General features: G+C 58.9%; 25 protein-coding genes. 13 read left to right on the top strand and 12 right to left on the bottom strand.

Annotated features, from left to right (window positions below):
• Positions 1-35 precede the first annotated feature (35 nt).
• The 3 genes from ICY20_RS13810 to ICY20_RS13800 are packed head-to-tail and all read right to left on the bottom strand — an operon-like array spanning position 36 to position 2,344.
• A complete protein-coding gene (locus ICY20_RS13810; RefSeq protein ID WP_159961825.1) occupies positions 36-599 on the bottom strand; it encodes a peptidylprolyl isomerase in 564 nt (187 codons plus the stop codon).
• 3 nt (positions 600-602) lie between these two features.
• Positions 603-1,406, bottom strand: a complete 804-nt coding sequence (locus ICY20_RS13805) for an alpha/beta fold hydrolase (RefSeq protein WP_159961823.1) — start codon at positions 1,404-1,406, stop codon at positions 603-605.
• 14 nt (positions 1,407-1,420) lie between these two features.
• Entirely contained in the window at positions 1,421-2,344 is a 924-nt protein-coding gene (locus tag ICY20_RS13800; protein WP_159961822.1) for a LysR family transcriptional regulator, read from the bottom strand.
• Between the two features lie 49 nt (positions 2,345-2,393).
• On the opposite strand from ICY20_RS13800, the gene ICY20_RS13795 reads away from it, so the two are divergent.
• The 3 genes from ICY20_RS13795 (at position 2,394) to ICY20_RS13785 (ending at position 4,503) form a co-directional block, all read left to right on the top strand.
• Positions 2,394-2,708, top strand: a complete 315-nt coding sequence (locus ICY20_RS13795) for a 3-phosphoglycerate kinase (RefSeq protein ID WP_159961820.1) — start codon at positions 2,394-2,396, stop codon at positions 2,706-2,708.
• A gap of 138 nt (positions 2,709-2,846) precedes the next feature.
• A complete protein-coding gene (locus ICY20_RS13790) occupies positions 2,847-3,446 on the top strand; it encodes an FMN-dependent NADH-azoreductase (protein WP_159961818.1) in 600 nt (199 codons plus the stop codon).
• A gap of 205 nt (positions 3,447-3,651) precedes the next feature.
• Positions 3,652-4,503 carry a carboxylate/amino acid/amine transporter gene (locus tag ICY20_RS13785; protein ID WP_159961816.1) on the top strand — a complete coding sequence of 284 codons (852 nt, stop codon included), beginning with the start codon at positions 3,652-3,654 and terminating at the stop codon, positions 4,501-4,503.
• A 123-nt stretch (positions 4,504-4,626) separates the two neighbouring features.
• On the opposite strand, the gene ICY20_RS13780 is transcribed toward ICY20_RS13785, so the two are convergent.
• Positions 4,627-5,517: a LysR family transcriptional regulator gene (locus ICY20_RS13780; RefSeq protein ID WP_159961814.1), complete on the bottom strand. Its 891-nt coding sequence runs from the start codon at positions 5,515-5,517 to the stop codon at positions 4,627-4,629.
• 136 nt (positions 5,518-5,653) lie between these two features.
• Here ICY20_RS13780 and ICY20_RS13775 point away from each other — a divergent pair, with 136 nt between their 5' ends.
• Together ICY20_RS13775 and ICY20_RS13770 are read left to right on the top strand one after the other, a co-directional pair.
• A complete protein-coding gene (locus ICY20_RS13775; RefSeq protein ID WP_159961813.1) occupies positions 5,654-6,298 on the top strand; it encodes a hydrolase in 645 nt (214 codons plus the stop codon).
• Positions 6,299-6,364: 66 nt separating this feature from the next.
• Positions 6,365-7,945, top strand: coding sequence for an MFS transporter (locus tag ICY20_RS13770; protein ID WP_194937729.1), 1,581 nt, complete (start codon positions 6,365-6,367; stop codon positions 7,943-7,945).
• Here the strand turns inward: ICY20_RS13770 and ICY20_RS13765 are convergent.
• Complete coding sequence (locus ICY20_RS13765; protein ID WP_194937728.1) at positions 7,942-9,192, bottom strand: OprD family porin; 1,251 nt, start codon at positions 9,190-9,192, stop codon at positions 7,942-7,944. The genes ICY20_RS13770 and ICY20_RS13765 overlap by 4 nt on opposite strands.
• 82 nt (positions 9,193-9,274) lie before the next feature.
• Positions 9,275-10,573, bottom strand: coding sequence for a mechanosensitive ion channel family protein (locus ICY20_RS13760; RefSeq protein ID WP_159961807.1), 1,299 nt, complete (start codon positions 10,571-10,573; stop codon positions 9,275-9,277).
• Between the two features lie 193 nt (positions 10,574-10,766).
• Between ICY20_RS13760 and ICY20_RS13755 the strand changes: the two genes are divergently transcribed.
• A complete protein-coding gene (locus ICY20_RS13755) occupies positions 10,767-12,113 on the top strand; it encodes a DEAD/DEAH box helicase (RefSeq protein ID WP_016979359.1) in 1,347 nt (448 codons plus the stop codon).
• Between the two features lie 47 nt (positions 12,114-12,160).
• Here the strand turns inward: ICY20_RS13755 and ICY20_RS13750 are convergent, their stop codons facing one another.
• Positions 12,161-12,436 (bottom strand): hypothetical protein, encoded by a 276-nt coding sequence (locus tag ICY20_RS13750; RefSeq protein ID WP_159961805.1) that lies wholly within the window; start codon positions 12,434-12,436, stop codon positions 12,161-12,163.
• 154 nt (positions 12,437-12,590) lie between these two features.
• Between ICY20_RS13750 and ICY20_RS13745 the strand changes: the two genes are divergently transcribed.
• Entirely contained in the window at positions 12,591-12,980 is a 390-nt protein-coding gene (locus ICY20_RS13745) for a transcriptional regulator (RefSeq protein WP_122485799.1), read from the top strand.
• A 128-nt stretch (positions 12,981-13,108) separates the two neighbouring features.
• Here the strand turns inward: ICY20_RS13745 and ICY20_RS13740 are convergent, their stop codons facing one another.
• From ICY20_RS13740 to ICY20_RS13730, 3 genes are all read right to left on the bottom strand, one after another.
• Positions 13,109-13,975 carry a DUF6279 family lipoprotein gene (locus tag ICY20_RS13740; RefSeq protein WP_194937727.1) on the bottom strand — a complete coding sequence of 289 codons (867 nt, stop codon included), beginning with the start codon at positions 13,973-13,975 and terminating at the stop codon, positions 13,109-13,111.
• 66 nt (positions 13,976-14,041) lie between these two features.
• Positions 14,042-14,764, bottom strand: coding sequence for a TorF family putative porin (locus tag ICY20_RS13735; RefSeq protein WP_159961802.1), 723 nt, complete (start codon positions 14,762-14,764; stop codon positions 14,042-14,044).
• A gap of 206 nt (positions 14,765-14,970) precedes the next feature.
• The gene (locus ICY20_RS13730; RefSeq protein ID WP_003193095.1) at positions 14,971-15,150 is read right to left on the bottom strand and encodes a hypothetical protein; all 180 of its coding nucleotides are present in this window, start codon (positions 15,148-15,150) and stop codon (positions 14,971-14,973) included.
• A 322-nt stretch (positions 15,151-15,472) separates the two neighbouring features.
• Here ICY20_RS13730 and ICY20_RS13725 point away from each other — a divergent pair, with 322 nt between their 5' ends.
• The 3 genes from ICY20_RS13725 (at position 15,473) to ICY20_RS13715 (ending at position 18,437) form a co-directional block, all read left to right on the top strand.
• Entirely contained in the window at positions 15,473-16,309 is an 837-nt protein-coding gene (locus tag ICY20_RS13725) for a CvfB family protein (RefSeq protein ID WP_017845295.1), read from the top strand.
• A gap of 87 nt (positions 16,310-16,396) precedes the next feature.
• On the top strand, positions 16,397-16,795 hold the full coding sequence (locus tag ICY20_RS13720; RefSeq protein ID WP_159961800.1) for a DUF2177 family protein: 399 nt from the start codon (positions 16,397-16,399) through the stop codon (positions 16,793-16,795).
• A 199-nt stretch (positions 16,796-16,994) separates the two neighbouring features.
• Positions 16,995-18,437 (top strand): NCS1 family nucleobase:cation symporter-1, encoded by a 1,443-nt coding sequence (locus ICY20_RS13715; RefSeq protein WP_194937726.1) that lies wholly within the window; start codon positions 16,995-16,997, stop codon positions 18,435-18,437.
• On the opposite strand, the gene ICY20_RS13710 is transcribed toward ICY20_RS13715, so the two are convergent.
• Positions 18,349-19,548, bottom strand: a complete 1,200-nt coding sequence (locus ICY20_RS13710) for an MFS transporter (RefSeq protein WP_194937725.1) — start codon at positions 19,546-19,548, stop codon at positions 18,349-18,351. The two genes, ICY20_RS13715 and ICY20_RS13710, sit on opposite strands and share 89 nt — an antisense overlap.
• Before the next feature lie 103 nt (positions 19,549-19,651).
• Between ICY20_RS13710 and ptrR the strand changes: the two genes are divergently transcribed.
• The 3 genes from ptrR (at position 19,652) to ICY20_RS13700 (ending at position 23,270) form a co-directional block, all read left to right on the top strand.
• Complete coding sequence (gene ptrR / locus ICY20_RS13705; RefSeq protein WP_159961794.1) at positions 19,652-20,545, top strand: putrescine utilization regulator PtrR; 894 nt, start codon at positions 19,652-19,654, stop codon at positions 20,543-20,545.
• A 143-nt stretch (positions 20,546-20,688) separates the two neighbouring features.
• Complete coding sequence (locus ICY20_RS28260) at positions 20,689-20,811, top strand: PA1414 family protein (protein ID WP_267464003.1); 123 nt, start codon at positions 20,689-20,691, stop codon at positions 20,809-20,811.
• 404 nt (positions 20,812-21,215) lie between these two features.
• Positions 21,216-23,270, top strand: a complete 2,055-nt coding sequence (locus ICY20_RS13700) for an FAD-dependent oxidoreductase (RefSeq protein WP_194937724.1) — start codon at positions 21,216-21,218, stop codon at positions 23,268-23,270.
• An 80-nt stretch (positions 23,271-23,350) separates the two neighbouring features.
• Here ICY20_RS13700 and ICY20_RS13695 read toward each other — a convergent pair whose 3' ends face one another.
• Positions 23,351-24,733, bottom strand: coding sequence for a sodium:solute symporter (locus ICY20_RS13695; RefSeq protein ID WP_194937723.1), 1,383 nt, complete (start codon positions 24,731-24,733; stop codon positions 23,351-23,353).

Below are 24,733 nucleotides of genomic sequence, written 5' to 3'. Positions count from 1 at the left end.
ACCTTGTGAGTTACGCACAGAACTGCCTGCTGACCTCAGTCGATGCGCTTGGCCGACTTGATCATGACAGGATCGATTGGCACGTTCTGCATGCCCTGCTTGGTGGTGGTCTGGGAGTTGACGATGATGTCGACCACGTCCATGCCCTTGACCACTTTGGCGAACACCGCGTAACCGGCATCGCGGCCTGGGTCGAGGAAGGCGTTGTCGGCCACGTTGATAAAGAACTGGCTGGTGGCCGAGTTCGGGTTCGACGTGCGGGCCATCGACAAGGTGCCGCGCACGTTATGCAGGCCGTTGCTGGCTTCGTTCTTGATCGGCGCCTCGGTCGGTTTTTGCGACATCTGCGCATTGAACCCACCGCCCTGGACCATGAAGCCCGGGATCACGCGGTGGAAAATCGTGTTGGTGTAGAAACCCTTGTCCACATAGGCCAGGAAGTTCTTGGTACTGATGGGTGCCTTGACCGGGTCCAACTCGATTTCAATATCGCCGTTGGTGGTGGTGATCAGCACGTGGGGCGCCTTGGCAGGCTCAGCGGCCATCAGGTTGGCAGCGAACAGAACAGAACCGGCAAAGAAGGCGATTTTTTTCAGCATGGGTCAGTGATCCTGGGTAGTGGTTTCGACTGTCTCTAGAAAATCGAGCAGGGTTGCGTTAAAGACTTCGGGTTGGTCCAAGGGCGTGGCATGGCGGGAATCTTCGATCACCACCAGGCGCGCATCGGGCAGCAGTTTTACATAGTTTTCTTTTTGCGCCACGGGGGTGTAGTCGTGGTCGGCGCTGATGACCAAGGTTGGACAGGTAATCCGTGAAAGTCGTTCCTGCACGCCCCAGCCCACAATCGCATCGAAGCTGGCGAGATAAGCACGTTTGTCGTTTTTTGCCCAGCGCTCGGCCATCTTGCGGCGCAGGTCGGCTTGCTCAGGTTTGGGGAACAATCGGTCGCCCAGCGCCTTGCCGATGGTGGCAAGGCTCAGCACCCGCGCCAGGCTCCAGCGCTTGGCCCACTGCCAATAGTCATCGGCACTGCGTACCTTGACTTCGGGCGCGCTGTTGACGATGCACAGGCTCTTGACCAGGGCCGGCTCGTCCACCGCCAACTGAAAGGCGATCATGCCGCCCATGGACAGCCCAACCACATGGGCCGGCGGCAGGTTGAGATGCTCGATCAGGGCGACCAGATCAAAGGTGAAACCTTGAATGCTATAGCGCTCATGAGGTTTGTCGGAGCGACCATGACCACGCACGTCCACCACGATCAGGCGGTAATGCGCTGCCAACACTGGAATTTGCAACTCCCAATCCTGGCTGCTGGAGCCCAGGCCGTGGATCAAAATCAGCGGCGTGCCGTGGCCGTATTCCTCGTAGTGCAGGCTGCATCCTTCATGGTCGAACCAGGCCATGGGTGAACTCCATTTCAGGCTTGCTGGGGGGCAGCGAAAGGCGCGTCCAACGGGGCGGTATCGAAGGTGCGCAGCAGCTCCACGAGGATCTGCGTTGCGGGCCCCAAAGGTTTGTCCTTGTTTGAGTACAGGTAAAACGTGGGGTGGCGGCTGCCGCCCTGTTCCAAGGGTAGCTGCTTGAGCACGCCCTCGGCGAGTTCGCGTTCGATCATGTGCCGGGGCAACCAGGCAAAGCCCAGGCCACTGCCTACGAACGAGGCGGCGGTCGCCAGGCTGCCGACGGTCCAGCGCTGTTCGGCGCCGAGCCAGCCCACATCGCGAGGCTGTTGGCGGCCGGAGTCGCGGATCACCACCTGCATCTGGCTTTCCAGGTCCTGGAAGCTCAGCTCGCGGTTCATGCGGTGCAGGGCATGCTCGGGGTGGGCCACGGCGACAAATTCCACGTTGCTCATTTCCGTACCCAGGTAGCCGGGGATGCTGAAACCGCAGATGGCCAGGTCGGCCACGCCTTCGATCAGCAACTCTTCAACGCCGGACAGCACCTCTTCGCGCAGGCGCACGCGGCAACCACGGCTTTGCGGCATAAAGGCGGAGAGGGCGCGGACCAGTCGCGCATTCGGGTAGGCGGCGTCGACCACCAGCCGTACTTCGGCTTCCCAGCCCTGTTCCATATGGTGGGCGAGGTCTTCCAGTTGGCTGGCGTTTTTCACCAGTTGCCGCGAGCGACGCAACAGCACTTCACCGGCATCGGTAAGCACCGCTTTACGCCCGTCGATACGCAACAGCGGTACGCCAAGCTGGTCTTGCATGCGGGCCACGGTATAGCTCACCGAGGACTGCGAACGGTGCAGCGCTTCGGCCGCCTGGGCGAAGCCGCCGTGGTCGACCACGGCTTGCAGCGTGCGCCATTGATCGAGGGTAACGCGGGGCGCTTTCAAGATGGGTTCCTCTTGTCCTAAGCTGACAGTCCTTATTGGAGACTGCCGAATGAGAAAATTCTGTTATGTACTGCTGGCGCTGCTGCCAATGAGCGCGTTTGCCTACCCCATCGACGTGACTAAAAAAATCGACGGCGTCAGCATTGATTACACCCCTTCGGATGTGGACGGCGATATCAGCTCGATCCAGCTCAATAACTACGGCACCAATGACGCCGTATGCTCGGTAACCTTCACCAACGGCCCAGAGGCGCCGCGTCGGCGCACCCTGACGGTGCCGGCGGGCAAAAGCACCAACACGACGGTCAAGTTCAACCGCGCCATCATCAAGATGCGTATCGCCCTGGCTTGCGCGCCGAAGTGATCAGCAGCGGAGCATGCTCCGCTTATAAACAAATTTATAGATGGGTTATAGCAGTTTTTTGCGCTTTTTAATCGAATTGGCTCTGTTTAATCTTCACTCCATCGACTTACAGCAGTTTCAGATGGAGCCTACGAAGCCATGTCCAATGTTCTGATCATCGAAAGCAGCGCCCGCCAGCAGGATTCGATTTCCCGCCAACTGACTCAACAATTCATCAGCCAATGGCAGGCCGCCCACCCGGCAGACCAGATCACTGTGCGTGACGTGGCGCTCAACCCGGTGCCGCACCTGGACGCCAACCTGCTCGGCGGCTGGATGAAACCAGCGGACCAACGCAACGTTGCTGAACAGGCCTCCCTGGCACGCTCCAACGAGTTGACTGACGAACTGCTGGCCGCTGACGTGCTGGTAATGGCCGCACCGATGTACAACTTCGCCATCCCCAGTACCCTCAAAGCCTGGCTGGACCACGTGTTGCGGGCCGGTGTGACCTTCAAGTACACCGCTACGGGCCCACAGGGGCTGCTGACCGGTAAACGCGCCATCGTGCTCACCGCTCGCGGCGGTATCCACACCGGTGCCAGCTCGGATCATCAGGAACCGTACCTGCGCCAAGTCATGGGCTTTATCGGGATTCATGACGTCACATTCATTCACGCCGAGGGCGTGAACCTGAGCGGTGACTTCCAGGAAAAAGGCATCAACCACGCCAAGGCGCTGATTGCGCAGGTTGCGTGATGATCCTTTAATCGTCAGATAATCCCGCGCTGTTTATATCGCTCCACGCAAACCCTTCAAGTACGCGTAACGAACCTCCCTTTGCACTTCTGCTCCTGAGTGCTCCTGCCCGACTGACGCTATAGCGAGGTCGGGTTTTTTTTGCCCCGAGTTTCTTCAACCGCCGAAAACCTTTAATGTCCCGCCCATTCGAAACGAGGCGCGCATGGGCTATCTACTGGTTGTCACCCTGATTCAGGCATTTTCCTTCAGCTTGATCGGCGAGTACCTCGCCGGTCATGTCGACAGTTACTTTGCGGTGCTGATACGCGTGTTGCTGGCGGGCCTGGTCTTTATCCCGCTGACTCGCTGGCGCTCGGTGGAGCCAGCCTTCATGCGCGGCATGCTGGTGATCGGTGCATTGCAATTCGGCGTGACCTACGTATGCCTGTACCTGAGCTTTCGGGTGCTCACGGTGCCGGAGGTGCTGCTGTTTACCATCCTCACGCCGTTGCACGTGACGTTGATCGAAGACGCCCTTAACCGTCGCTTCAATCCTTGGGCATTGGTCGCCGCCCTGGTGGCGGTGGCGGGCGCGGCGGTGATTCGCTTCGACCAGATCACGGCGCACTTCCTCGGTGGCTTCCTGCTGCTGCAACTGGCCAACTTCACCTATGCCGCCGGGCAGGTGATGTACAAGCACTTGGTGGCGCGTTATCCGAGTGACCAGCCGCATTACCGACGCTTCGGCTTTTTCTACGTCGGCGCGCTGCTGGTGGTGCTGCCAGCGTTTCTGCTGTTCGGCAAGGCCAACTACCTGCCCGACGCCCCGCTGCAATGGGGCGTGCTGGTGTTCCTCGGGTTGGTCAGCACGGCGCTGGGCATGTACTGGTGGAACAAAGGCGCCTGCCTGGTACAGGGCGGCACGCTGGCGGTGATGAACAACCTGCATGTGCCGGTGGGGTTGCTGCTGAACCTGCTGATCTGGAACCAGCACGAGCCACTGGGGCGGCTGGCGTTGGGTGGGTTGGTGATTTTGGGGGCGGTGTGGATTAGTCGGTTGGGGGCTGTGAAGTAACGCTCGAAGGCACCGCAAAACCAATGTGGGAGGGGGCTTGCTCCCGATAGCAGTGTGTCAGTCAAGGATGTTCTAACTGATCCACCGCTATCGGGAGCAAGCCCCCTCCCACATTAGATTCGGTTATGCCGTGACGGCCAACTGTGTTACCAGAAAATCCACAAACGCCCGCGTCTTCTGCGGCACCCGCCTTGCCGACGAGTAAACCGCATTCACCGTGATCGCCGGCGCCTGCCATTCACAGAGCACCGGCACCAAGCGGCCGGCTGCCAGGGCTTGTTCGACGATAAAGTCTGGCAGCAGCGCAATGCCCATGCCGGCCTCAGCGGCTTGGGCCAGCAGGTCGCCGTTGTTGGCGTGCAAGGGGCCGGTGACGTTGACGCGCTGGGTGTCTTTGCCGTTGCTCAGTTGCAGGCTGACGCCGCTTTGCAGGTAGCCGTAGTTCAGGCATTGATGCTGGCGCAGGTCTTGTGGCGATTGGGGTGTGCCGGCACGTTCCAGGTAGGCCGGCGATGCCACCATGATGCGCGGGGCCGGTGCCAGTTGGCGGGCGATCATGGTGGAGTCGGGCAGGCTGGCAATGCGGATGGTGACATCGAAGCCGCCGCGCACCGGGTCCACCTGTTGATCGCTGAGCACCAACTGCAATTCGATATTGGGGTGCTGTTCATGGAACAACGGAATCAGCCGCCCCAGCCGATGCAAGCCGAACGACATCGGCGCGTTCACCCGCAACACGCCGCGTAACTCACCGATTCCATCGCGAGCGCGCTGTTCGGCTTCGTCCAGGGCCGCGATCACTTCACGTGCGGCCTCAAAGTATTCGGCGCCGGCCTCGGTCAAATGCAGGCTGCGGGTGGTGCGCTGCAACAGCTGCACGCCGATGGCTTCTTCCAACGCCTGGATCTGTTTACTGACTTTTGAACGCGGCACATCCATCGCTCGGGCCGCAGCGGCAAAGCCGTTTTCGCCGACGGTGACGACGAACGCACGCATGCACTCGATGCGGTCCATGATTGTCCCTTTTATAGAATCAATGAATCCATATTTTAGGTAATTGTTTCGATATTGGCTAGCCCGTAAAGTTACTTCCAAGCCGCCAGCAACGCTGGAAGCAACTAAAAAACCAAGTCATTAGAGGGAAGTCACCATGTCTATTCGCGAATTGCTCAACCCATCCAACTCCACCCTGATCCTGATCGACCACCAGCCACAGATGGCCTTCGGCGTGCAGTCCATCGACCGCCAGACCCTGAAGAACAACACCGTGGCCCTGGCCAAGGCGGCCAAGATTTTCAACGTGCCGACCATCTTCACGTCGGTGGAAACCAAAAGCTTCAGCGGTTACATCTGGCCGGAACTGCTCAGCGTGTTTCCTGACCAACAGCCGATCGAGCGCACCTCGATGAACTCCTGGGAAGACAAGGCGCTGGTCGCTGCCGTGAAGGCCACCGGCCGCAAAAAACTGATCATGGCCGCGCTGTGGACCGAGGTTTGCCTGAACTTCCCGGCCCTGGAAGCCCTGGCCGAAGGCTACGAGGTGTACATCGTCACCGACGCTTCCGGCGGCACCACCAAGGAAGCCCATGACATGTCGATCCAGCGCATGATCCAAGCCGGCGCGGTGCCGGTGACCTGGCAGCAAGTGCTGCTCGAATACCAGCGCGACTGGGCGCACAAAGAAACCTACGACGAAGTGATGGAACTGGTACGCGACCATAGCGGCGCCTACGGCATGGGCGTGGACTACGCCTACACCATGGTGCACGGCGCGCCGCAGCGTCAGGTCAAGTAACAATATTGGAGGCCACAGCCCTTGGGCTGTGGCTTTTTTTTGCGCTTTTTTCGATAGGTTTGCGCCATGACAACCGCCACCGCCCGCTCCCCATGGAGCCCATTGAAACACTCGATCTTCCGTGGGCTCTGGCTTGCCAGCATCGCTTCAAACATCGGCACCTGGATGCACGAAGTCGGCGCCGGTTGGTTGATGACTTCGCTGTCGGCAAACCCGATGACCGTCGCCCTGGTGCAAGTGGCCAGCGCGGCGCCGATGTTCCTGCTGGCGCTGCCAGCGGGCGCGCTGGCGGATATTGTCGACAAGCGTCGCTACCTGTTGATGGTGCAGGCGTGGATGGCCACCGTGGCGTTGCTGCTGGCGGTGTTGACCTTGAGCGGGATGATGACGGTGCCGTTGTTGCTGCTATTGACCCTGGGCATGGGCGTGGGCACGGCCTTGATGATGCCGGCGTGGTCTTCGCTGACCCCGGAACTGGTGCCGGCCGACGAGGTACCGTCGGCCATCGCCCTGAGCAGCGTAGGCACTAACCTGGCCCGCGCTGTGGGCCCGGCAATCGCCGGGGTGTTGGTGAGCCTGGTGGGGCCATGGGCCACGTTTGCGGTGAACGCACTGTCGTTCTTTGCGGTGATTTCGGTGTTGTGCCTATGGCGGCGTGAGGCGCAAGTGGCGGTGCTGCCGGCCGAACGGCTGTTCAGTGCGGTACGGGTGGGCTGGCGTTATGCGCGCAGTTCGCGGCCGTTGCAGCGGGTGCTGGTGCGCACGCTGGCGTTCTTCTTTGGCGCGAGCGCCGGGATGTCGTTGTTGCCGCTGATTGTGCGTGGAGAGTTACACGGCAGTGCGGCGCAGTTTGGCGTGTTGCTGGGCAGTGTGGGCATCGGTGCGGTGCTCGGCGCGATGGTGCTGCCGCGCTTGCGCCAGGTGCTGCCCGTGGACAAGTTGGTGGCCATTGCCAGTTTGGTCTACGCGCTGGTGCTATTTGCCTTGGCTTGGGTACGGGATTTCTATCTGTTGATCCCGGTGATGCTGATCAGCGGTGCTGCATGGATCGCGGTGTTGTCCAGCTTTCAGGTGGCGGCACAGACGTCGGTGCCAGCCTGGGTGCGGGCACGGGCGTTGGCGGTGTATATCCTGATGTTTTTCGGCTCCATGGCCGTGGGCGGTTTGCTCTGGGGCTGGGTCGCCAGTCACAGCTCCATGAGCCAGGCGTTGAGTGCTGCCGGTTCGGTGCTGGTATTGGGCGTATTGCTGACTTGGCGCGTGGCCTTGCCGCAACGCAAGGCCGACGACTTGGCGCCCTCATTGCACTGGCCGCAACCGCTGCTGGCAGAAGGGCAGCACCAGGAGCGTGGCCCAGTAATGGTGACGCTCGAATACGACATCGACCCGCAGCACATCCAGGCCTTCACCCGGGCAATGAGCCCGGTACGTCGTATGCGCCAACGCAACGGCTCGTTTTCCTGGAGCCTGGTGCAAGACAGCCAAAACCCGCGCCGCTGGTGCGAAGTGTTCTACGACGAATCCTGGCTCGGCCATTTGCGCCACCACCAGCGCGTGACCCGTGCCGAATTGAAGATTGAAGCGGCGGCGCGGCGGTATCAGACCGAGGGGGTGGCGATTGCTATTCGTCACTTTCTTCAGGCTTAACGCAACTTCAATGGGTACTCAACCACCACGTACACCCGATCTATATCGTCCCCCGCCTGGGCACTGTTGGCCCGATGGCTGACATGAGACAACTGCACCGACAGGTCCTTGGCCGGGCCGGATTGCACCACGTAGTGCAGGTCGATATCGCGCTCCCAATGTCGGCCGCCGCGACCTTGTTGGAATTGGTATGCGCCGCCTTGTGGCGCATGGGTGCCATCGATGCCATTGCCTGTGACGTAGCGGGTCATGAACTTCAGGCCGGGAATGCCGAAGGTGGCGAAGTTGAAGTCATAACGAACCTGCCAGGAGCCTTCGCCGGGGCCGTTGAAGTCGGCGTATTTGATCGAGTTGGCGAGGTAGATGGAGTCGCCACCCACGAAGTCGAACGGCGTGTTGCCGTTGATCTTCTGATAGGCCAGGGTCACTGATTGCGCGGCGAAGCTGTATTTACCCGCCAGGCTGTAGGCGGTGTTGGCGATGGCCCCGGCTTCGGCGTTGCCTTGATCTTCGGTGCGGTAGATATTGCCGTCGAGCATCCAGTTGGCCGGCGACCAATGCAGGTTGGCGTAGTACTGGCGCCAAGTGTCACTTAATTGCGAGGTGTACAGCGCGCCGCCCACGGGCTGGCCTTCGAAGAATTGCCCACCGATAAAGTCGATGGCGCCGCCACGAGTGCTGGCGCCGTAACCGTTGAAATCACCACGTGCCGTGGAGGCGTCCTGATTTTTAAAGGCGGTGAAATGCCCGGCCTGCCAGTGCAGGGCGTCGATCTCGCGGCTGTCCAGCAACAGGCCGGTGGCATACTCCGGTTGCAGGCGTTTGTCGGAGGTGTCGAATACCGGGGTTTCGACGGTCATTTCGCCCACCGACAGTACGGTCTTGGAGGCACGCAACTTGAGAGCACCACCGGCGCTTGAATAGTTGCCTTCACTGCGGCCGTTGCTGTCCACGGGCAGCAGGCCGGTGCCCGAATGACCTCTGCCGCCGTCGAGTTTCAGGCCGACGAAGGCATGGGCGTCGACACCTATGCCAAGGGTGCCGGGGGTGAAGCCAGAGGCGAAGTTGGCGATAAAGCCTTGGGCCCATTCCTCTTTGTGCGGTTTGCTTGAGGGGGAGCGCTCTTTGTTGTCGAGGTAGAAGTTGCGGCTGAGCACATCGAGGGTCGAGTCCTCGATCAGGCCTGCCGCCAGCACGCTGTTGCAGGTACCGGTCAGCAGAAGTGAAAGCAGGGTTGGAGCGCGCATCGGCGTTGCCTCAAAGGATTTCCAATGAGGCAAGCGTCGCGATTTTTTTAGCAGAGCGATTGAACGGCTGTGCTCAATCGCTCTAGATCAAGGCTCTTTTCGGCTCAGGCAGGTGGCTGGCGCCCATCACGGCAGGCAACACACCGGCGCGTAGGTCATTGCCGCTAGGCTGTTGATAGAGGCTAAGGCCAAATTCCGGCAGCACCGCCAGCAGGTAATCGAAGATATCCCCCTGGATACGCTCGTAATCGGCCCACGCAGTGGTGCGGGTAAAGCAGTAGATCTCCAGCGGCACACCCTGTGCGGTGGTTTGCATCTGGCGCACCATGCAGGTCATGTTTGGCTGGATGTCCGGGTGGCTTTTCAGATAGGCCAGGGCGTAGGCGCGGAACGTGCCGAGGTTGGTCATGCGGCGGCGGTTGGCCGACAGTTGCGCGCTGTGGCCCTGGGCTTCGTTCCAGGCCTTGAGCTCGGCCTGCTTGCGCCCGATGTAGTCGGTGAGCAGGTGCACCTGGGTCATGCGCACTTCTTCATCGTCGCGCAGAAAGCGCACGCCGCTGGCGTCGATAAACAGGCTGCGCTTGATGCGTCGCCCACCCGAGGCCTGCATGCCGCGCCAGTTCTTGAACGATTCGGACATCAGGCGCCAGGTGGGGATGGAGACGATGGTCTTGTCAAAGTTCTGCACCTTGACCGTGTGCAGGGTGATGTCCACCACGTCGCCATCGGCACCGACCTGGGGCATTTCGATCCAGTCGCCGACCCGCAGCATGTCGTTGCTGGTGAGTTGCACGCTGGCGACGAACGACAGCAAGGTGTCCTTGTACACCAACAGGATCACTGCCGACATGGCACCCAGACCCGACAGCAGCAACAGCGGTGAACGGTCGATCAAGGTGGCGACGATGATGATCGCGCCAAACACGAACAGCACCATTTTCGCCAACTGCACATAGCCCTTGATCGAGCGGGTGCGTGCGTGTTCGGTACGGGCGTAGATGTCCAGCAGGGCGTTGAGCAGGGCGCTGATGGCCAGCACCAGGAACAGGATGGTGATTGCCAGGGCCACGTTGCCGATAAACAGAATGGCGGTTTTGCTCAGGTCTGGCACCAGGTACAGGCCGAACTGGATCACCAGCGATGGCGTCATCTGGGCCAGACGATGGAAGACTTTGTTGTGTCGCAGGTCGTTAAGCCAATGCAGGGCCGGTTGCCGGCCGAGCAGCTTGACCGTGTGGAGGATGAGGTAGCGTGCCACTCGTCCGAGCAGCAGGGCCACCACCAGTAACACCAGCAAGCCGAGGCCGGCATGCAAGATCGGGTGTTCATCGAGGGCGCCCCAGAGGTCCTGGGCGTTGAGCCAGAGCTGTTTGATATCCATGGGTGAAACCGATTCTTCTGTGGGACAAGACGGGGCGATTAGAGCATTGAAGTGCTACAAAGTTGGCCTCACGGACAAAAGAGCTCACAAAAAAGCAGCTGATTAGCACCGTTCGCGTAAAGAAACTCGGTTTGGACGCCCGAAACCGTTACCCTATGCAGCTGATATTTTGTATTTCTTCGAGGTAGCACCCGTGTTTTCCCAATTCGCCCTGCACGAACGCCTGCTCAAAGCCGTGGCCGAGCTTAAATTTGTCGAGCCTACGCCTGTGCAAGCAGCGGCCATCCCGCTCGCGCTCGAAGGGCGTGACCTGCGGGTGACGGCTCAAACCGGTAGCGGCAAGACCGCTGCTTTCGTCTTGCCAGTTTTGAATCGTCTGATCGGCCCGGCCAAAGTTCGTGTGAGCATCAAGACCCTGATCCTGCTGCCAACCCGTGAGCTGGCCCAGCAGACTCTGAAGGAAGTCGAGCGCTTCTCGCAGTTCACCTTCATCAAGTCCGGCATTATTACCGGTGGGGAAGACTTCAAGGTCCAGGCTGCCATGCTGCGCAAGGTGCCGGACATTCTGATCGGCACGCCAGGCCGCATGATCGAGCAACTCAACGCCGGCAACCTCGACCTCAAGGAAGTCGAAGTGCTGGTGCTGGACGAAGCCGACCGCATGCTCGACATGGGCTTTGCCGACGACGTACAGCGCCTGGTGGGCGAATGCGTCAACCGCCAGCAGACCATGTTGTTCTCCGCCACCACCGGCGGTTCGACCCTGCGCGACATGGTTGCCAAAGTGCTGAACAACCCTGAGCACTTGCAGGTCAACAACGTCAGCGATCTGAACGCCACCACGCGCCAGCAGATCGTCACCGCCGACCACAACGTGCACAAAGAGCAGATCCTCAACTGGCTGTTGGCCAACGAGACCTATCAGAAGGCCATCGTGTTCACCAACACCCGTGCTGCCGCCGACCGTATCTACGGCCGCTTGGTGGCCCAGGAATACAAAGCGTTCGTGTTGCACGGCGAGAAAGACCAGAAGGACCGCAAGCTGGCCATTGACCGCCTCAAAGCCGGCGGCGTGAAGATCCTGGTAGCTACCGACGTCGCCGCTCGCGGCCTGGACGTAGACGGCCTGGACCTGGTGATCAACTTCGACATGCCTCGCAGCGGTGACGAATACGTGCACCGTATCGGCCGTACCGGGCGTGCTGGCAACGATGGCCTGGCCATCTCGCTGATCTGCCACGGCGACTGGAACCTGATGTCGAGCATCGAGCGCTACCTCAAGCAGTCGTTCGAGCGCCGTACCATCAAGGAAGTCAAAGGCACGTACACCGGGCCGAAGAAGGTCAAGGCGTCGGGCAAGGCCGTTGGCGTGAAGAAGAAAAAGACCGACGCCAAGGGCGACAAGAAGAAAACCGGCGCCAAGTCGCCGACCAAGCGCAAGATCGCCAACCGTCCGAAGACCGACAACCTGTCGCTCGTCAGCAAGGATGGCATGGCCCCGCTCAAGCGTCGCAAGCCAGAAGCACCGGCCGCCGAGTAAATCGCGGGCACAAAAAAACCGGACCTGTGTCCGGTTTTTTTTTGCCTTTAACTTTTGGCTTTCGCGGCTGCTTCGTCCAGGTCTTTAAGGCGCTGCTCGATCAACTGGCACTTGTCGGGCAAGTCGGCAGAGGCGGTATCGACATCCATCTTGCGCAGCTCTTCATTGATCTCTTTGGCCTTGTCCGGATTGTGCTCGGTCACACTCTTGACCTTCTCGGCCAGCTGTTCACGTTTTTGTGCGGCCTCTTCCGGCGTGCAGGCCCAAGCGGGTAGGGCGCTCAACAATGTGGCGGCGATAGCCAGGTTCAACAGGGTTTTCATGGTAGGACCTCCTTGGCGGTTATACGCAGTTGAGGGTGCGAACGTCTGGAAAGTTCAGAGAACTCACGCCCGTCAGTCAGGCTGAACGGCGACTGACGTGGCGTGTCCCATTTTCAGACGGGCTACTTTCCTTTGGCCTGCAGGAGGAATCAGGATGACGACTTACAACTGGGATCTGATCGAGCGTTTGCTGCACGAAGTGCAGAACGGTGAGGGCAGTTTCGCACCGCGCAAATACGCCGAGCAGGAAGCGGCCGAGAAGGCCACGGCGGGCGAGTCCACTGGGAATCTCGATACGCTGAAGAAGACGGCTGCGGATTATGAGGCGCTGTTGTTTAAACGCGGGTTTATCGAATCGCGGCCTGAAGAGGAGGGTGGCAATGGTGAGAATTTCATCTTGACGCCGCTGGGTGCGCAATTGCTGGCGCTGATCGACAGTTCGATCCCGGGCAATGATCATCCGCGGCAGGTGTTGGATGAGCAGGCAGATGCGCTGGACCCAGCGACGTTTGCCGAGGTGGCCTCCAAAGCTCAAATTGCCTGACCTGACAGAGAGAAGATCCAGTGTGGGAGGGGCGGTGCGACGATTCGACTTGCTCCCGATAGCGTAGTGTCAGTCAACTCAGTAGGTGGCTGACCCACCGCTATCGGGAGCAAGCCCCCTCCCACACGTTACGGTCCAGCGTTCTTGAGGCATTTGAGTGCTTTGAAATCGCTGCGTACGCCGTCAATTTTCCGGGTAAGTTTCAAGCGTTGTTGCGGGGTGCTTTCGGCCATCAGGTCCACGAGCAGGCTGCGCGCCGCGGCTTCTGTCTGGGCGTAGGCGGTCCGATATTCCGGTGTCCAGAGGCTTTCCCGATCCACCAGCAATTGCTGGATTTTCTGCGGGAAATCGGCATTTTTGCGCTGCTGTACTGCGTCAATGAATTGCGCCTGCCAGTGGGCACGGTTGCCGATCCAGGCCTCGTTCTGATTGCCCAGTGCAGTGGACCAGTCCGTGACGCGCTGCTGTTGAGTGGCGCTGAGCGGGCCGATCCAGGCATCCAGGCGCTTGCGCATGCGATCGGCGCGATCCTTGATCTGTTGCGCAATAGCCGGCTTGAGGTATTCGTCCTGGCGTTTGCGCAGGTCTTTGGCCAAGGCGTCGTTCATTTCCTTGACCTGTTGGTCGTTCAGGCCTTGCAGCAGCTCAATGGCCGACGGGGTGATGGTGCGCGCGGTCTCGGCGATGGCCGCCTTGGCTTCAGCGGTACGGGCTTGGAGTGCGGCATCAGTCACCTGATTGTCGTCGACCATTTGTTGAAGGCGGTCGAGCCAGTCAAGATAACCGGGCAGCTGGGTGGTGCAGTGCCAGGCCAGGTGTTCCTTGAGTTTGTCGTTGAACCAGTCCTTCTGCCCGGCGTTCATGCCCAGGTAGTCGTTGAGGGTCCAGGGAATGATTACATCCAAATTGCGATAGGCCAGGCCCACGCGATTGCAACCGCTGAGCGCCAGGCTCAGGGTCAGCAATACCACCAATAGTTTGAGCCGACGCAGCATGGGCGGGTCCTTGCATTGAGGGAGTTAATGCATGTGAACCCACGCCAGGCGCGACAGTTCAGCCCATCAATAAAACGTCCGCGCAGCCTTCAAGGTCAACAGCCCATCGCATTGCGAGTTGTGTCCGGAGTAGGCCGAGCAATCGCCGCCGCTTAGGCTGGAGTCGCTGTAGATCAGGTTGAGGTCCACGCCCATCCATTGCCGGGAAAATTGTACCGACCAGTCACTGAAGGTGCTGATGGAACCGCCCGCTACCGAAACCGGGCTACCCAGCTGATGCGTGGTGTACTTCATGCTGACGCCGATGCCAAAGGGTTGGGTGCCGCCGAGGTCGGCGAAGAGTGTGCTGTCCTGGCGGTCGGGGTCGTTGCTGAAGGATGCGCCGAAGCGGTTGCCCAGCAGATTGAGGCCGCCGTAGAACTCCTGGCTGTCGAGGGGGCTGAGCTTGGGGTAGCTGTAGTGGATCAGGCCGACTTCATAGCCCAGGGTCTGGTCGAAGGGGTGTTTGAAACCCATGTAGGAATCGACTTCAAGGGTGCTGGCCGAGGACAGCCCCATATTCGGAGAGAACTGGCCGAAATACAGGCCGCTGTCGTGGCTCAGGTCCAGCCCGCCGTGGAACGAGTCGCTGCCGGGCGAGGTAGGCTTGACCAAGCCCTGGGCCATGCTGCGGCTGGGGGTGGTGCCCAATTTCAGGTCGAAATCGCCCAATTCACGCTGAAAAATCTGCGCTTCGGCGAGGGGGCTGGCTGCGAGGGCAGTGACCAGGAATATGCTGGGTTTAAACATGCGTCACTCCATGAAAAGCGAGGAGCAGTAACGGAAAAAATAGGGCAGATGCCCGTGCTAGACGTGTGCAAGCATACCGGCGAATGCCAGGCGGTGAGCCCCGTTCGTCGATTGGCACAAAGATGGATAGGTTGGAGAGGTGTTTCGGGCTCTAGTCCTAGCGCCTTGATGGCAAGGCGCTTAGGGACCAGGTGTACTGCGCGGTGTTACTTTTTACCCAGGCTGATCTGCTTGGACGGGCCGAAAGTCTGGCCGCTCACGCCTTTGGCAATTTGCTGGATTTCGCCGCCCGACTTGAGGAACGCAGCAATCTGGCTGTTGATCGATTCGCTGGTTTCAACGGCGGGAGCTGGCTTTGCTTTGCTGTTGGATGCTTTTACGCGCATGGCGGCCACTAACCTGTAGAAAATTAACTTGGCCAGGCATCGTACAGGAAATACTTGACAATTGCTTGGCAAATATCTTCTGAGAATTATTGCGACGCCGCAAAACGGGCAAAGTGTATTTTTGAAAAGCCTCTCTAACTTACTGTTTTAAATAGAAACCACAGGGCTGGAGGTGGCTTCCAGCACCGCTAGATTCATCCGGCTCATCAGACGAGCGGGGCAGGGCCACTGGAACGCCACGCCAGCCCTTGATTTTTCAGGCGCGCGCGCGTGGAGGGCGCAACTCGGGTAGAATGCCGCCCACGTAACGAGGGTATTTGAAATGGCTTTAGTCGGGCGCTACAACAGCTTGCAAGTAGTTAAACATACTAACTTTGGTTTATACCTGGACGGTGCGCAAGACGGTGAAATCCTCTTGCCCAATCGGTATATCCCCAAAGATATTCCCAGTGAAGATGAAGACTGGCTTAACGTTTTCATTTATCTGGACAGCGATGACAAACTTATCGCCACGACTGAAAAACCGAAAGTTCAAGTAGGCGAGTTTGCCAGTTTGAAAGTCGTGGAAGTCAACAGTATTGGCGTATTCCTCGATTGGGGTTTGCCTAAAGACCTGTTGCTGCCGTATTCGGAAGAAAAACGCCAGATGACCGCCGGTGAATACTGCGTGGTGCATGTCTACCTCGACAAGCACACCAAGCGCATCACTGCCACTGCGCGCCTAGACCGTTACCTGGACAAGACGCCGGCCAACTACCAGGTAGGCCAGGAAGTCGACCTGCTGGTAGCCGAAGCCACCGACATGGGGTTCAAGGCGATCATCAACAATAAGCACTGGGGCTTGATTCACAAAAACGAAGTGTTCAAGTTCCTGCGCCCGGGCAAGGAAGAAAAAGGCTTTATCAAAGAGATCCGCGCCGATGGCAACATCAGCCTGAGCCTGCAACCGGTCGGCCAGGAAGCGGCTTCCAGCCTTAACTCGAAGATTCTTGCCAAGTTGCGTGAAAACAACGGCAGCCTGCCGGTCAGCGACAAGAGCGACCCGGCGGTGATCAGCAATTTGTTCGGCGTGAGCAAAGGCAACTTTAAGAAGGCCATCGGTGCCCTCTATAAGCAGGGCCAGATTGTGATTCATGCGGATCGCATTGAACTAAGCTGAGTGACGTTCCTCTTTGTATGAACGGGCTTGATGTGGCGAGGGAGCAAGCTCCCTCGCCACGACAGCCTTCTTCTACAGAGGTGTGTCATGTCCAAAAAAATGTTGTTCGCCTACCTCGGCACCCTGTTCGCGTTCCTGGTACTTGACGGCCTCTGGCTCGGCGTCCTCATGGGCCCGACCTACAAATCTCTGCTGGGCTCGCTGATGCTGGATCAGCCACGGCTATTGCCGGCAGTGCTCTTCTATCTCCTGTATGTCCTCGGTTGCGTGGTGTTTGTCGTTTTGCCCAGTGTCAGTTGGCAGCGCGCGGCACGTTTGGGCGCCTTACTCGGCTTGGTGGCCTACGGCACCTATGACCTGAGTAATTGGGCCACCTTGCAAGGCTGGTCCGCAGGGTTGGCGATAATGGACATGGCCTGGGGCACCTGCCTGACGGCAGCGTGCTGCACAGTTGGGTATTTGTGTGCACATCGGGTGCGGCAATGATTGTGTACAGGATTTTTATGCACCGTTGCTGAGCGATAGCCAAGCTTATAAGGTTTCTATGATTCCTTTGGAGCGCCGCTTCAGAGGGATTGTGTGCCATTGGCACGTATTCTGCTGACTGTCTCGTATACAAACCACGCCGCCTTCCGTGTGCACACCCGCAACGGCAGCGCAGGCCGGTACTACGAGGAGCCCAGCGATGACCGAACAATTGCCCAAAGGCTACAGCCCGCGCCTGTACAACCAGGACCTGGGCCCACTGCCGCAAAAATGGACCTGGTACAACATCTTCGCCTTCTGGATGAGCGACGTGCACAGCGTCGGTGGTTATGTATTTGCCGCCAGCCTGTTTGCGTTGGGCTTGGCCAGTTGGCAGGTATTGATCGCGTTGCTGGCCGGCATCTGTATCGTGCAACTGATCGCCAACCTGGTGGCCAAGCCGAGCCAGCAGGCGGCGGTGCCTTACCCGGTGATCTGTCGGTTGGCCTTCGGTGTGTTTGGCGCGAATATTCCCGCAGTGATCCGCGGCCTGATCGCTGTGGCGTGGTATGGCATTCAGACGTACCTGGCGTCGAGCGCCTTGATCATTGTGGTGCTGCGCTTTTTCCCACAGATGGCGGTGTATGCAGAGCCGCATTTTGCGGGCCTGTCCTACCTGGGATGGTTTGGGTTTCTCAGCCTTTGGGTACTGCAAGCAGCAGTGTTCTGGGCCGGCATGGAGTCCATCCGCCGCTTTATTGATTGGGCCGGGCCGGTGGTGTACGCGGTGATGTTTGCTTTGGCGGGCTGGATCGTATGGAAAGCAGGCTGGGCGAATATCAGCTTCACCCTGGCAGAAAAATCCTTGTCGGGTTGGCAGGCGTTTGGCCAGGTGATCGTGGCAACGGCGCTGGTGGTGTCTTACTTCTCCGGGCCTACCTTGAATTTCGGTGATTTCAGCCGCTACTGCCGCAGCATGCAGGATGTGCGACGCGGCAATTTCTGGGGGCTGCCGGTAAATTTCCTGGCGTTCTCATTGGTGACGGTAGTGATTGTTTCGGGCACCTTGCCGGTGTTTGGCGAGATGCTCCACGACCCGATTGCCACCGTGGCGCGCATCGACAACAACATGGCGGTATTGCTCGGCGCCTTTGCCTTTGTGACCGCCACCATTGGCATCAATATCGTCGCCAACTTTGTCTCCCCTGCGTTTGATTTTGCCAACATCGCGCCGAGCAAGATCAGCTGGCGTGCTGGCGGCATGATCGCAGCCGTGGCGTCAATCTTTATCACGCCGTGGAACCTGTTCAACAACCCGCTGATGATCCACTACACCCTGGATATCCTTGCCGCGTTCATTGGGCCGTTATTCGGCATCCTGTTGGTGGATTTCTACCTGATCAAAAAGCAAAAGATCGACGTGGACGCGCTGTTCGATGACAGCCCGAGCGGTCGCTATTACTTCGATGGCGGCGTGAACTGGACGGCGGTAAAGGCACTGGTGCCAGCGACGCTGGTGGGCGTCGCGATCACCTTTACCCCGGCGTTGCAGGGTATGGCCAACTTTGCCTGGTTTACCGGGTGCTTCCTGGGTGGGCTGTTTTTCCTGGTGTTGGCACGACGGGAACAGCTGCGCGTACCCGCACCGATGGTTGCCGGCTGACCAATATCGAACCCGCCACTAACAAACCGGCACCGGCGATCACCAGCGCCGGTTGCAGGCCGCCACTGAGGTGACTGCTCACCGCTGCCAGCAAAGGCCCGCTCAGTTGGCCGATGGCGAAGCTGGCGGTGAGCAGGCCGGTGCTGCGCTGGTAGCCGTGGGGCGCGATATCGCGAAGACGTGCCATCACTAGTTGCATGCACGCCAGGAACGGCGCGCCGCACAGCAACACCCCCAGCGCCAGCCCCCAACCATTGCCCAGCAGGCAGATGAATACCCCGGCAGATTGCAGCCACAGCGTAGTCATCAACCAACGGCGGGTTGTTTGCGTGTCTTTGCGGCGCAGGCTCGCCACCCCCACGCCAATCGCGGCCGCCAGGCCAAAGCATGGCCAGAACAGATCGGCCTGCCAGGCGCCGTTGAACTGTGCGCTGGCCATCTGCGATAGAAAAGTCGCCGGGATGATGTAACCCAGGCCGAACAGGAAATAGATCCAGCACAGGTGCGCGATGCTTTCATTGTTGCAGGCCTGAGCCTCAGCGGCGGCCGTCGGGCTTGGTTGTGGCAGGAATGGGAGGATCGCCAACAGCATCAGCAGCGCGACCACGCCATACACCAACCACAGTGTCGCCGAGTCTTGCCCCAGTAGGTTGGAACCCAGCGCCAGCAACCCCGTCAGTAAAATCCCCAATCCGGGCCCGCCAAATACCAACGCACCCAAGTGTGGACGCCCGGCGGCAATCGCCAGCGGTTGGCTCAGGCTGGTGATCATCACCAGCGCCCAGGCACTGGCCACCCCCGTACCAAAGCGCAACAGCAGGTGCGGCCAGAAGCCATGGGCCCAATAAGAGGCCAGGGTCAGCAGCACACACAGCCACAACCCGCCATACAGGCGGCCGCGCACGTGGTGGTGGCTGCGGGCAAAAATCGAGTCCACCGCCCCCACGAAATACCCCAGGTAGTTGGCCGCCGCGATCAAGCCTGCGCCGGTCAGGTCGATCTGGCCTTCGCTGAGCAGATGCGGCATTTGCGGGGTGAGGGCGAAGCGGCCAATGCCCATGGCCATCATCAAGGCGATAAAACTGGCGACTAAACGAATCAGGGGGGACATGTTCAGGTTTCCTGCGAGTAAGCGAATACCCTCAGGCTAAAGCCGATTGACTTTCTGTAAAATTGAATAATAGTGAGTAACTTGTTCAGTTTTGGAGAAAGGTATGGAGTTCAGTCAATTGCGCATTTTCCAGGCCGTGGCAGAGGAGGGCTCCATCACCCGAGCTGCCGAGCGCCTGCATCGTGTGCCGTCTAACCTGTCTACCCGACTCAAGCAGATGGAAGAGCAGCTGGGTGTTGAGCTGTTTGTACGTGAGCGCCAGCGCCTGCAGCTTTCACCCGCCGGCAAGGTATTGCTGGACTACAGCACCCGTCTGCTGGCCCTGCACGACGAAGCCCACGGCGCCGTGCAAGGTGGGCAGCCGGCCGGCGAATTTGTACTGGGCAGCATGTACAGCACCGCCGCCGTTCATTTGCCAAAGCTGTTGGCCCGCTATCACAAGGCCTATCCGATGGTGAACCTGCAGGTGCAATCGGCGCCCAGTGGTGAATTACTGGAAGGTCTGCTTACCGGGCGCTTGGATGCTGCATTCGTGGACGGCCCGATTACCATCGCCTCCCTCGACGGTATAGCCCTGTGCGAGGAACGTCTGGTGCTGATCTGCGAAGCCGATCACCCGCCGGTGCGCGGGCCGCAGGATGTAGAAGGGCGCTCGGTGTTCACGTTCCGACGCAGCTGCGCTTATCGAACACGCCTGGAAACGTGGTTTTCCCACGAGCACGTCGCCATGGGCCGGGCCATCGAGATCGAGTCCTATCAAGGCATGCTGGCCTGCGTGATTGCCGGTTCTGGCGTGGCCTTGATGGCCGAATCCATGCTCGACAGCCTGCCTGGCAAAGATAGTGTGTCCGTTCATCCGCTCACAGGGCCTTTTGCCACTGCGACCACCTGGCTGATGTGGCGAAAGGGTATGCTCGGCGCTAACCTCAATGCATGGATTGATTTGCAGCAAGCGGGCAAGACCGAAGCCCCGCAATACACACGCGCCATTGCTTGAACGATCCGTCAGGATTTGAATCAATTCAGTAATAGTTCGTTGTGGTTTCGTCCAAGCATTACGTAGGACTTAGGGCTACTATCGATGTAGGAAGCGGCGACAAAGCTTGCGCCAACCAGCATTACCCTCAAAGGGGGCAAACCATGAAAGAGAAAATTCAAAACTGGCTCCACGACCTCGGTGTTGCATTGGGCTTGATCGAGCCGCCGATGCAACCGGTGCCGATTCGCACGGATGACGAGCAGCGTCGGCCACGTCGCAGGTAACCACCGGTCAAAGTCGAATTATAAATGTGGGAGCGGGCTTGCTCGCGAAGGCGGTGTGTCAGTCGATGAATAATTGGCCGAGACACTGCCTTCGCGAGCAAGCCCGCTCCCACAGTCGGTTGTGTGCCAGGCACAACTGGCGGGTGAAACATCCGGTGTCGCACCCGCTGAAGTAACCATTTCCTATCCAGCTATTCGCCACATCCTCCCCCCAGTACGCCAGTGACATTCAAGCGTAGGAATCGAGCTACCTGCTTATCAGAACCAGCTGGCTTATTTAGTTTTTCAGATGCGCGTAGGTTCAGTGCCGACAGCCAGTACGGCCACTGTAATCGGACAACGCGCACACGTATTTCGACAGTGGCCTAACTCATCGATAAGTCTGTATTGATGGAGACCCAGCCATGTCGCTCTCAAGCGCTCCGCCAGTCACCGCGTCACTGATAGCCACGACCGAAACGATCTTGCATATCGCACCTGTGTCGAAACGCTGGAGGACCGATGCACCCAGCAACGTGGTGTTTCTTCCCCCCACATTGACCAAGCAAGCCCTGCTGATACAGATCGCACTCCTGCGTCCATCAGTGATCATTGTTGGGGATCAAGTCATCGATGCAGACATCATTGGTCAATGGCGTATATCTCATCCATTCGCAGAGCTGCGCTTGATCCGCAGAGGTACGAGCCTGGATAAGGTGCGGGTGGATCTGTGCCAGTGCAACGACATTCGAGTAATCAATACGCCTGGGGTCAACGCGCCGCACGTCGCTGCCTATATCGCACATTGGCTGACACAAGCCGAGGGCTCCATACCCCGTGATGTGTGTGTCCTGGGCTATGGCAATGTGGGTAAAGAGCTGGTCAAGTTGTTGCTTGATCGAGATCCGGGTGTTCGGATCAAGGTGTTTGTGCGGCAGGGTCGAGCACCGGGTTCTGACAAAAGAGTGCAGTTCGTTACGGATTGGCATGAGGCGATGGTGGGGGCACGAGCTGTCGCCATCTGCTTATCCTTGAATGAAGACACCACCCATTGCATGGGTCCGGCCCTTATTCAATGCCTGCACAGGCAGGCTCGCCTGGTGTGTGTCGCCAAGCCGGATGTATTCAGCGATGACGCATTGCAGGTGCTGGCGGCGTCGGAAGGTATTCAGCTTGTAATGGATTATGGGCCTGCGACATTGGATGGTTTTCGAATGCGCACACAAACACTTGGCTGCTGTGTCTCCAGATGGTGCAACCCGGCAACGTTGACTACCCACGCGGCAACCACCGAAGCCTGTCATTGCGACCTTGACTATGCGGTTGCGATCCAACTGAGCGTAATGGCCTTGCACGGTCTTGTCAGGCGCAAGCTCGCGCAGTCACTGACGATTCCTCTTCAGCCAGTAGATGGCGGTGTTGGGCATGTATCGATCATTGGTAGAGGTATCAACGGCTTGCTCCAGGCGGCAATGCTCCGTCTGGCGAATTATCAAGTCACGGTGTACGGAGGAAACCAGGAGAGCGATGGAGCCAGTCACAAATATGTGAACATCCGCCACATGTCGGCAACGGAGACGACTGCAAAGCCACTGCACAATGACTATTTATTTCCCGCAAATCAGCATCTAGCTGTTGAGTGCAATCGTGCAGGCATTGAACTGTTTGAAAAGCTTCTGGCCGACAACCCAACGTTGGCACGTTATGCGCGTGCTGGAGTTGTGCGAGCTTATATGGAAGGTGCCTGCGGTGTAGATGCCGCGATCCTTGAGCAACGCGATATCGAGAAAAGGCCTTGGCCGAGTCTCAAACCAGGCGGTGAAATCTTTGAGATGAGTCCACTGCAATTCCAGGACCGTTTCGGTGTGCCGGGGATCGGTCGGGCTATTGCAGTCTCGGGATATGATTTGGAATTTATTCATTTTAAGGCAGAGCTTGAGGTGCTTTTGCAGCGATCCGGAATTCAGTTTCTGCCTCACCACCTGAGCCCGTTAGAAATTGCTGAGCTGAGCAGAGAGCATTTCGTCGTCACGGCCATGGGAGTGGAGGAGTCAGAGGTAGTAGCGATTACTGGCTGGTTCTTCAAAATGCGCGCTATCGGTAATGAAGGTGCCGAAATGCGCGGGCTCAAGTTGCAGTACGATCTGCCCATCGGTGTCATGAATTGCCGCTTGGACGGGAGCTGCATTCTTGTTTCCGGCGGGCAGGTTCCGCCCGGCTCGACGTCAGAGCACAAGGAACAGGTATTAGCAGCATGTTTGGCCGCTATTTCTCGGCACTTTCCAATGACCTACAGTTGGGCGATTGAAAATGGCGAATTGCAAATTATCGAATGTTCCAGGCCCGGGACCCCTGACGGTATTTCGATAGTGCATCGGTCTGCGTCCAATCGCATTGCGGCCGGGGGGACTTATGCCGCGGGCACAACACAGGGCTTGGTTTGGGCATCATTAGTCCAAGAGCTCATCCGGGCAAACTAAAACTTGTCCGTTGAAAAAAAAACGGGCGCGACATCCGACGTCGCGCCCGCTGAAGAAACCGCTCTAAATCCCCTTACGCATCACACCGCCCGAGCCGCCACCGCCTGCGGCTTGCGCGACAACAAACTCACCGCTACAAAACTCACCAACCCCACCGCCAGGCTGTAGTAGATCGGCGTATTTGCATCCAACCCATCCTTGAACATAAACACCAGCGCGGTCACAAAGCCCAGGGTCATGGACGCAATCGCCCCGGAGGTCGTAGCACGCTTCCAGAAGATCGCGCCCATCAGCGGGATCAACATACCGCCCACCAATAGGTTGTACGCGAGGGTCAGGGCACTGATCACATCGTTCACCACCAGCGCGATACCGAGCACGGCAATACCCGTCAGCATCGTAAACAGGCGGTTGATCGCCAGGCTCGACTGTTTACCCCCACGCAAACGCGGCAGCAGGTCTTCGGTGAGTACGGTGGAGGCAGCCAGCAAACCGGCACTGGCGGTGGACATCATCGCGGCCAGCGCCGCTGCAATCACCAGCCCACGAATACCGTCCGGCAGCGAAACCTTAACGATGGCGGCAAACGCGTTGTTGACGTTGTCCAGGTCCGGAATCAGCACATGGGCCGCCATGCCGATCAACGCACAGGCCAAGCCGTAGAGGATGCAGTAAAAACCTGCGAACGTGCCTGCGTACTTGGCGACCTTTTCATCACGGGCGGTGAACACCCGTTGCCAGATGTCCTGGCCGATCAGGATGCCGAAGAAGTAGATCATGAAGTAGGTGATGATCGTGTCCCAGCCAATCGCGGTGAAGCTGAAGCTCGATGCGGGCAGCTTGGCCACCAGTTCATCCCAACCGCCGACGCGGTACAGGCAGATCGGCAGCAGGATAAACATCAGGCCGACGGTCTTGATCACGAACTGCACGATATCGGTGAGGGTCAGCGACCACATGCCACCGATGGTCGAGTACACCACCACCACGCCACCGCCCAGCAGTACCGAGATCCAGAACGGCAGGCCGAACAGCACTTGCAACACGGTGCCGATGGCCAGGATCGAGGTCACGCCGATCATAAGTGCGTAGGCCAGCATGATCACCGCACTGGCTTGGCGGGCCATGGGGTTGTAGCGTTTTTCCAGCACCTGGGTAACGGTGAAGATCTTCAGCTTGAGCAGCGGCTTGGCCAGGAACAGGTTCAGCGCGATGATCCCCATGCCCAGCGCGGCGCACAGCCAGAAGCCGGAGATACCATGTACATAACCCAGGCGCACGGTGCCGACGGTAGACGCACCGCCCAATACCGTGGCGGCCATGGTGCCCATGTACAGCGACGGGCCCAGGTTGCGACCGGCCACCAAATAGTCTTCGTGGGTCTTGGCGCGACGCATGCCGTAGTAGCCGAGCACGAGCATGCCAGCGGCGTAGATGAGTACGACGAATAAATCCAAAGCCAT

Origin of the sequence: Pseudomonas pisciculturae, from assembly GCF_015461805.1 — a bacterium.
In the GTDB taxonomy this organism is placed as follows: Bacteria; Pseudomonadota; Gammaproteobacteria; order Pseudomonadales; family Pseudomonadaceae; genus Aquipseudomonas; species Aquipseudomonas pisciculturae.
Note: the sequence above shows the minus strand (reverse complement) of the source record. Positions and strands in the feature narration are given on the sequence as shown.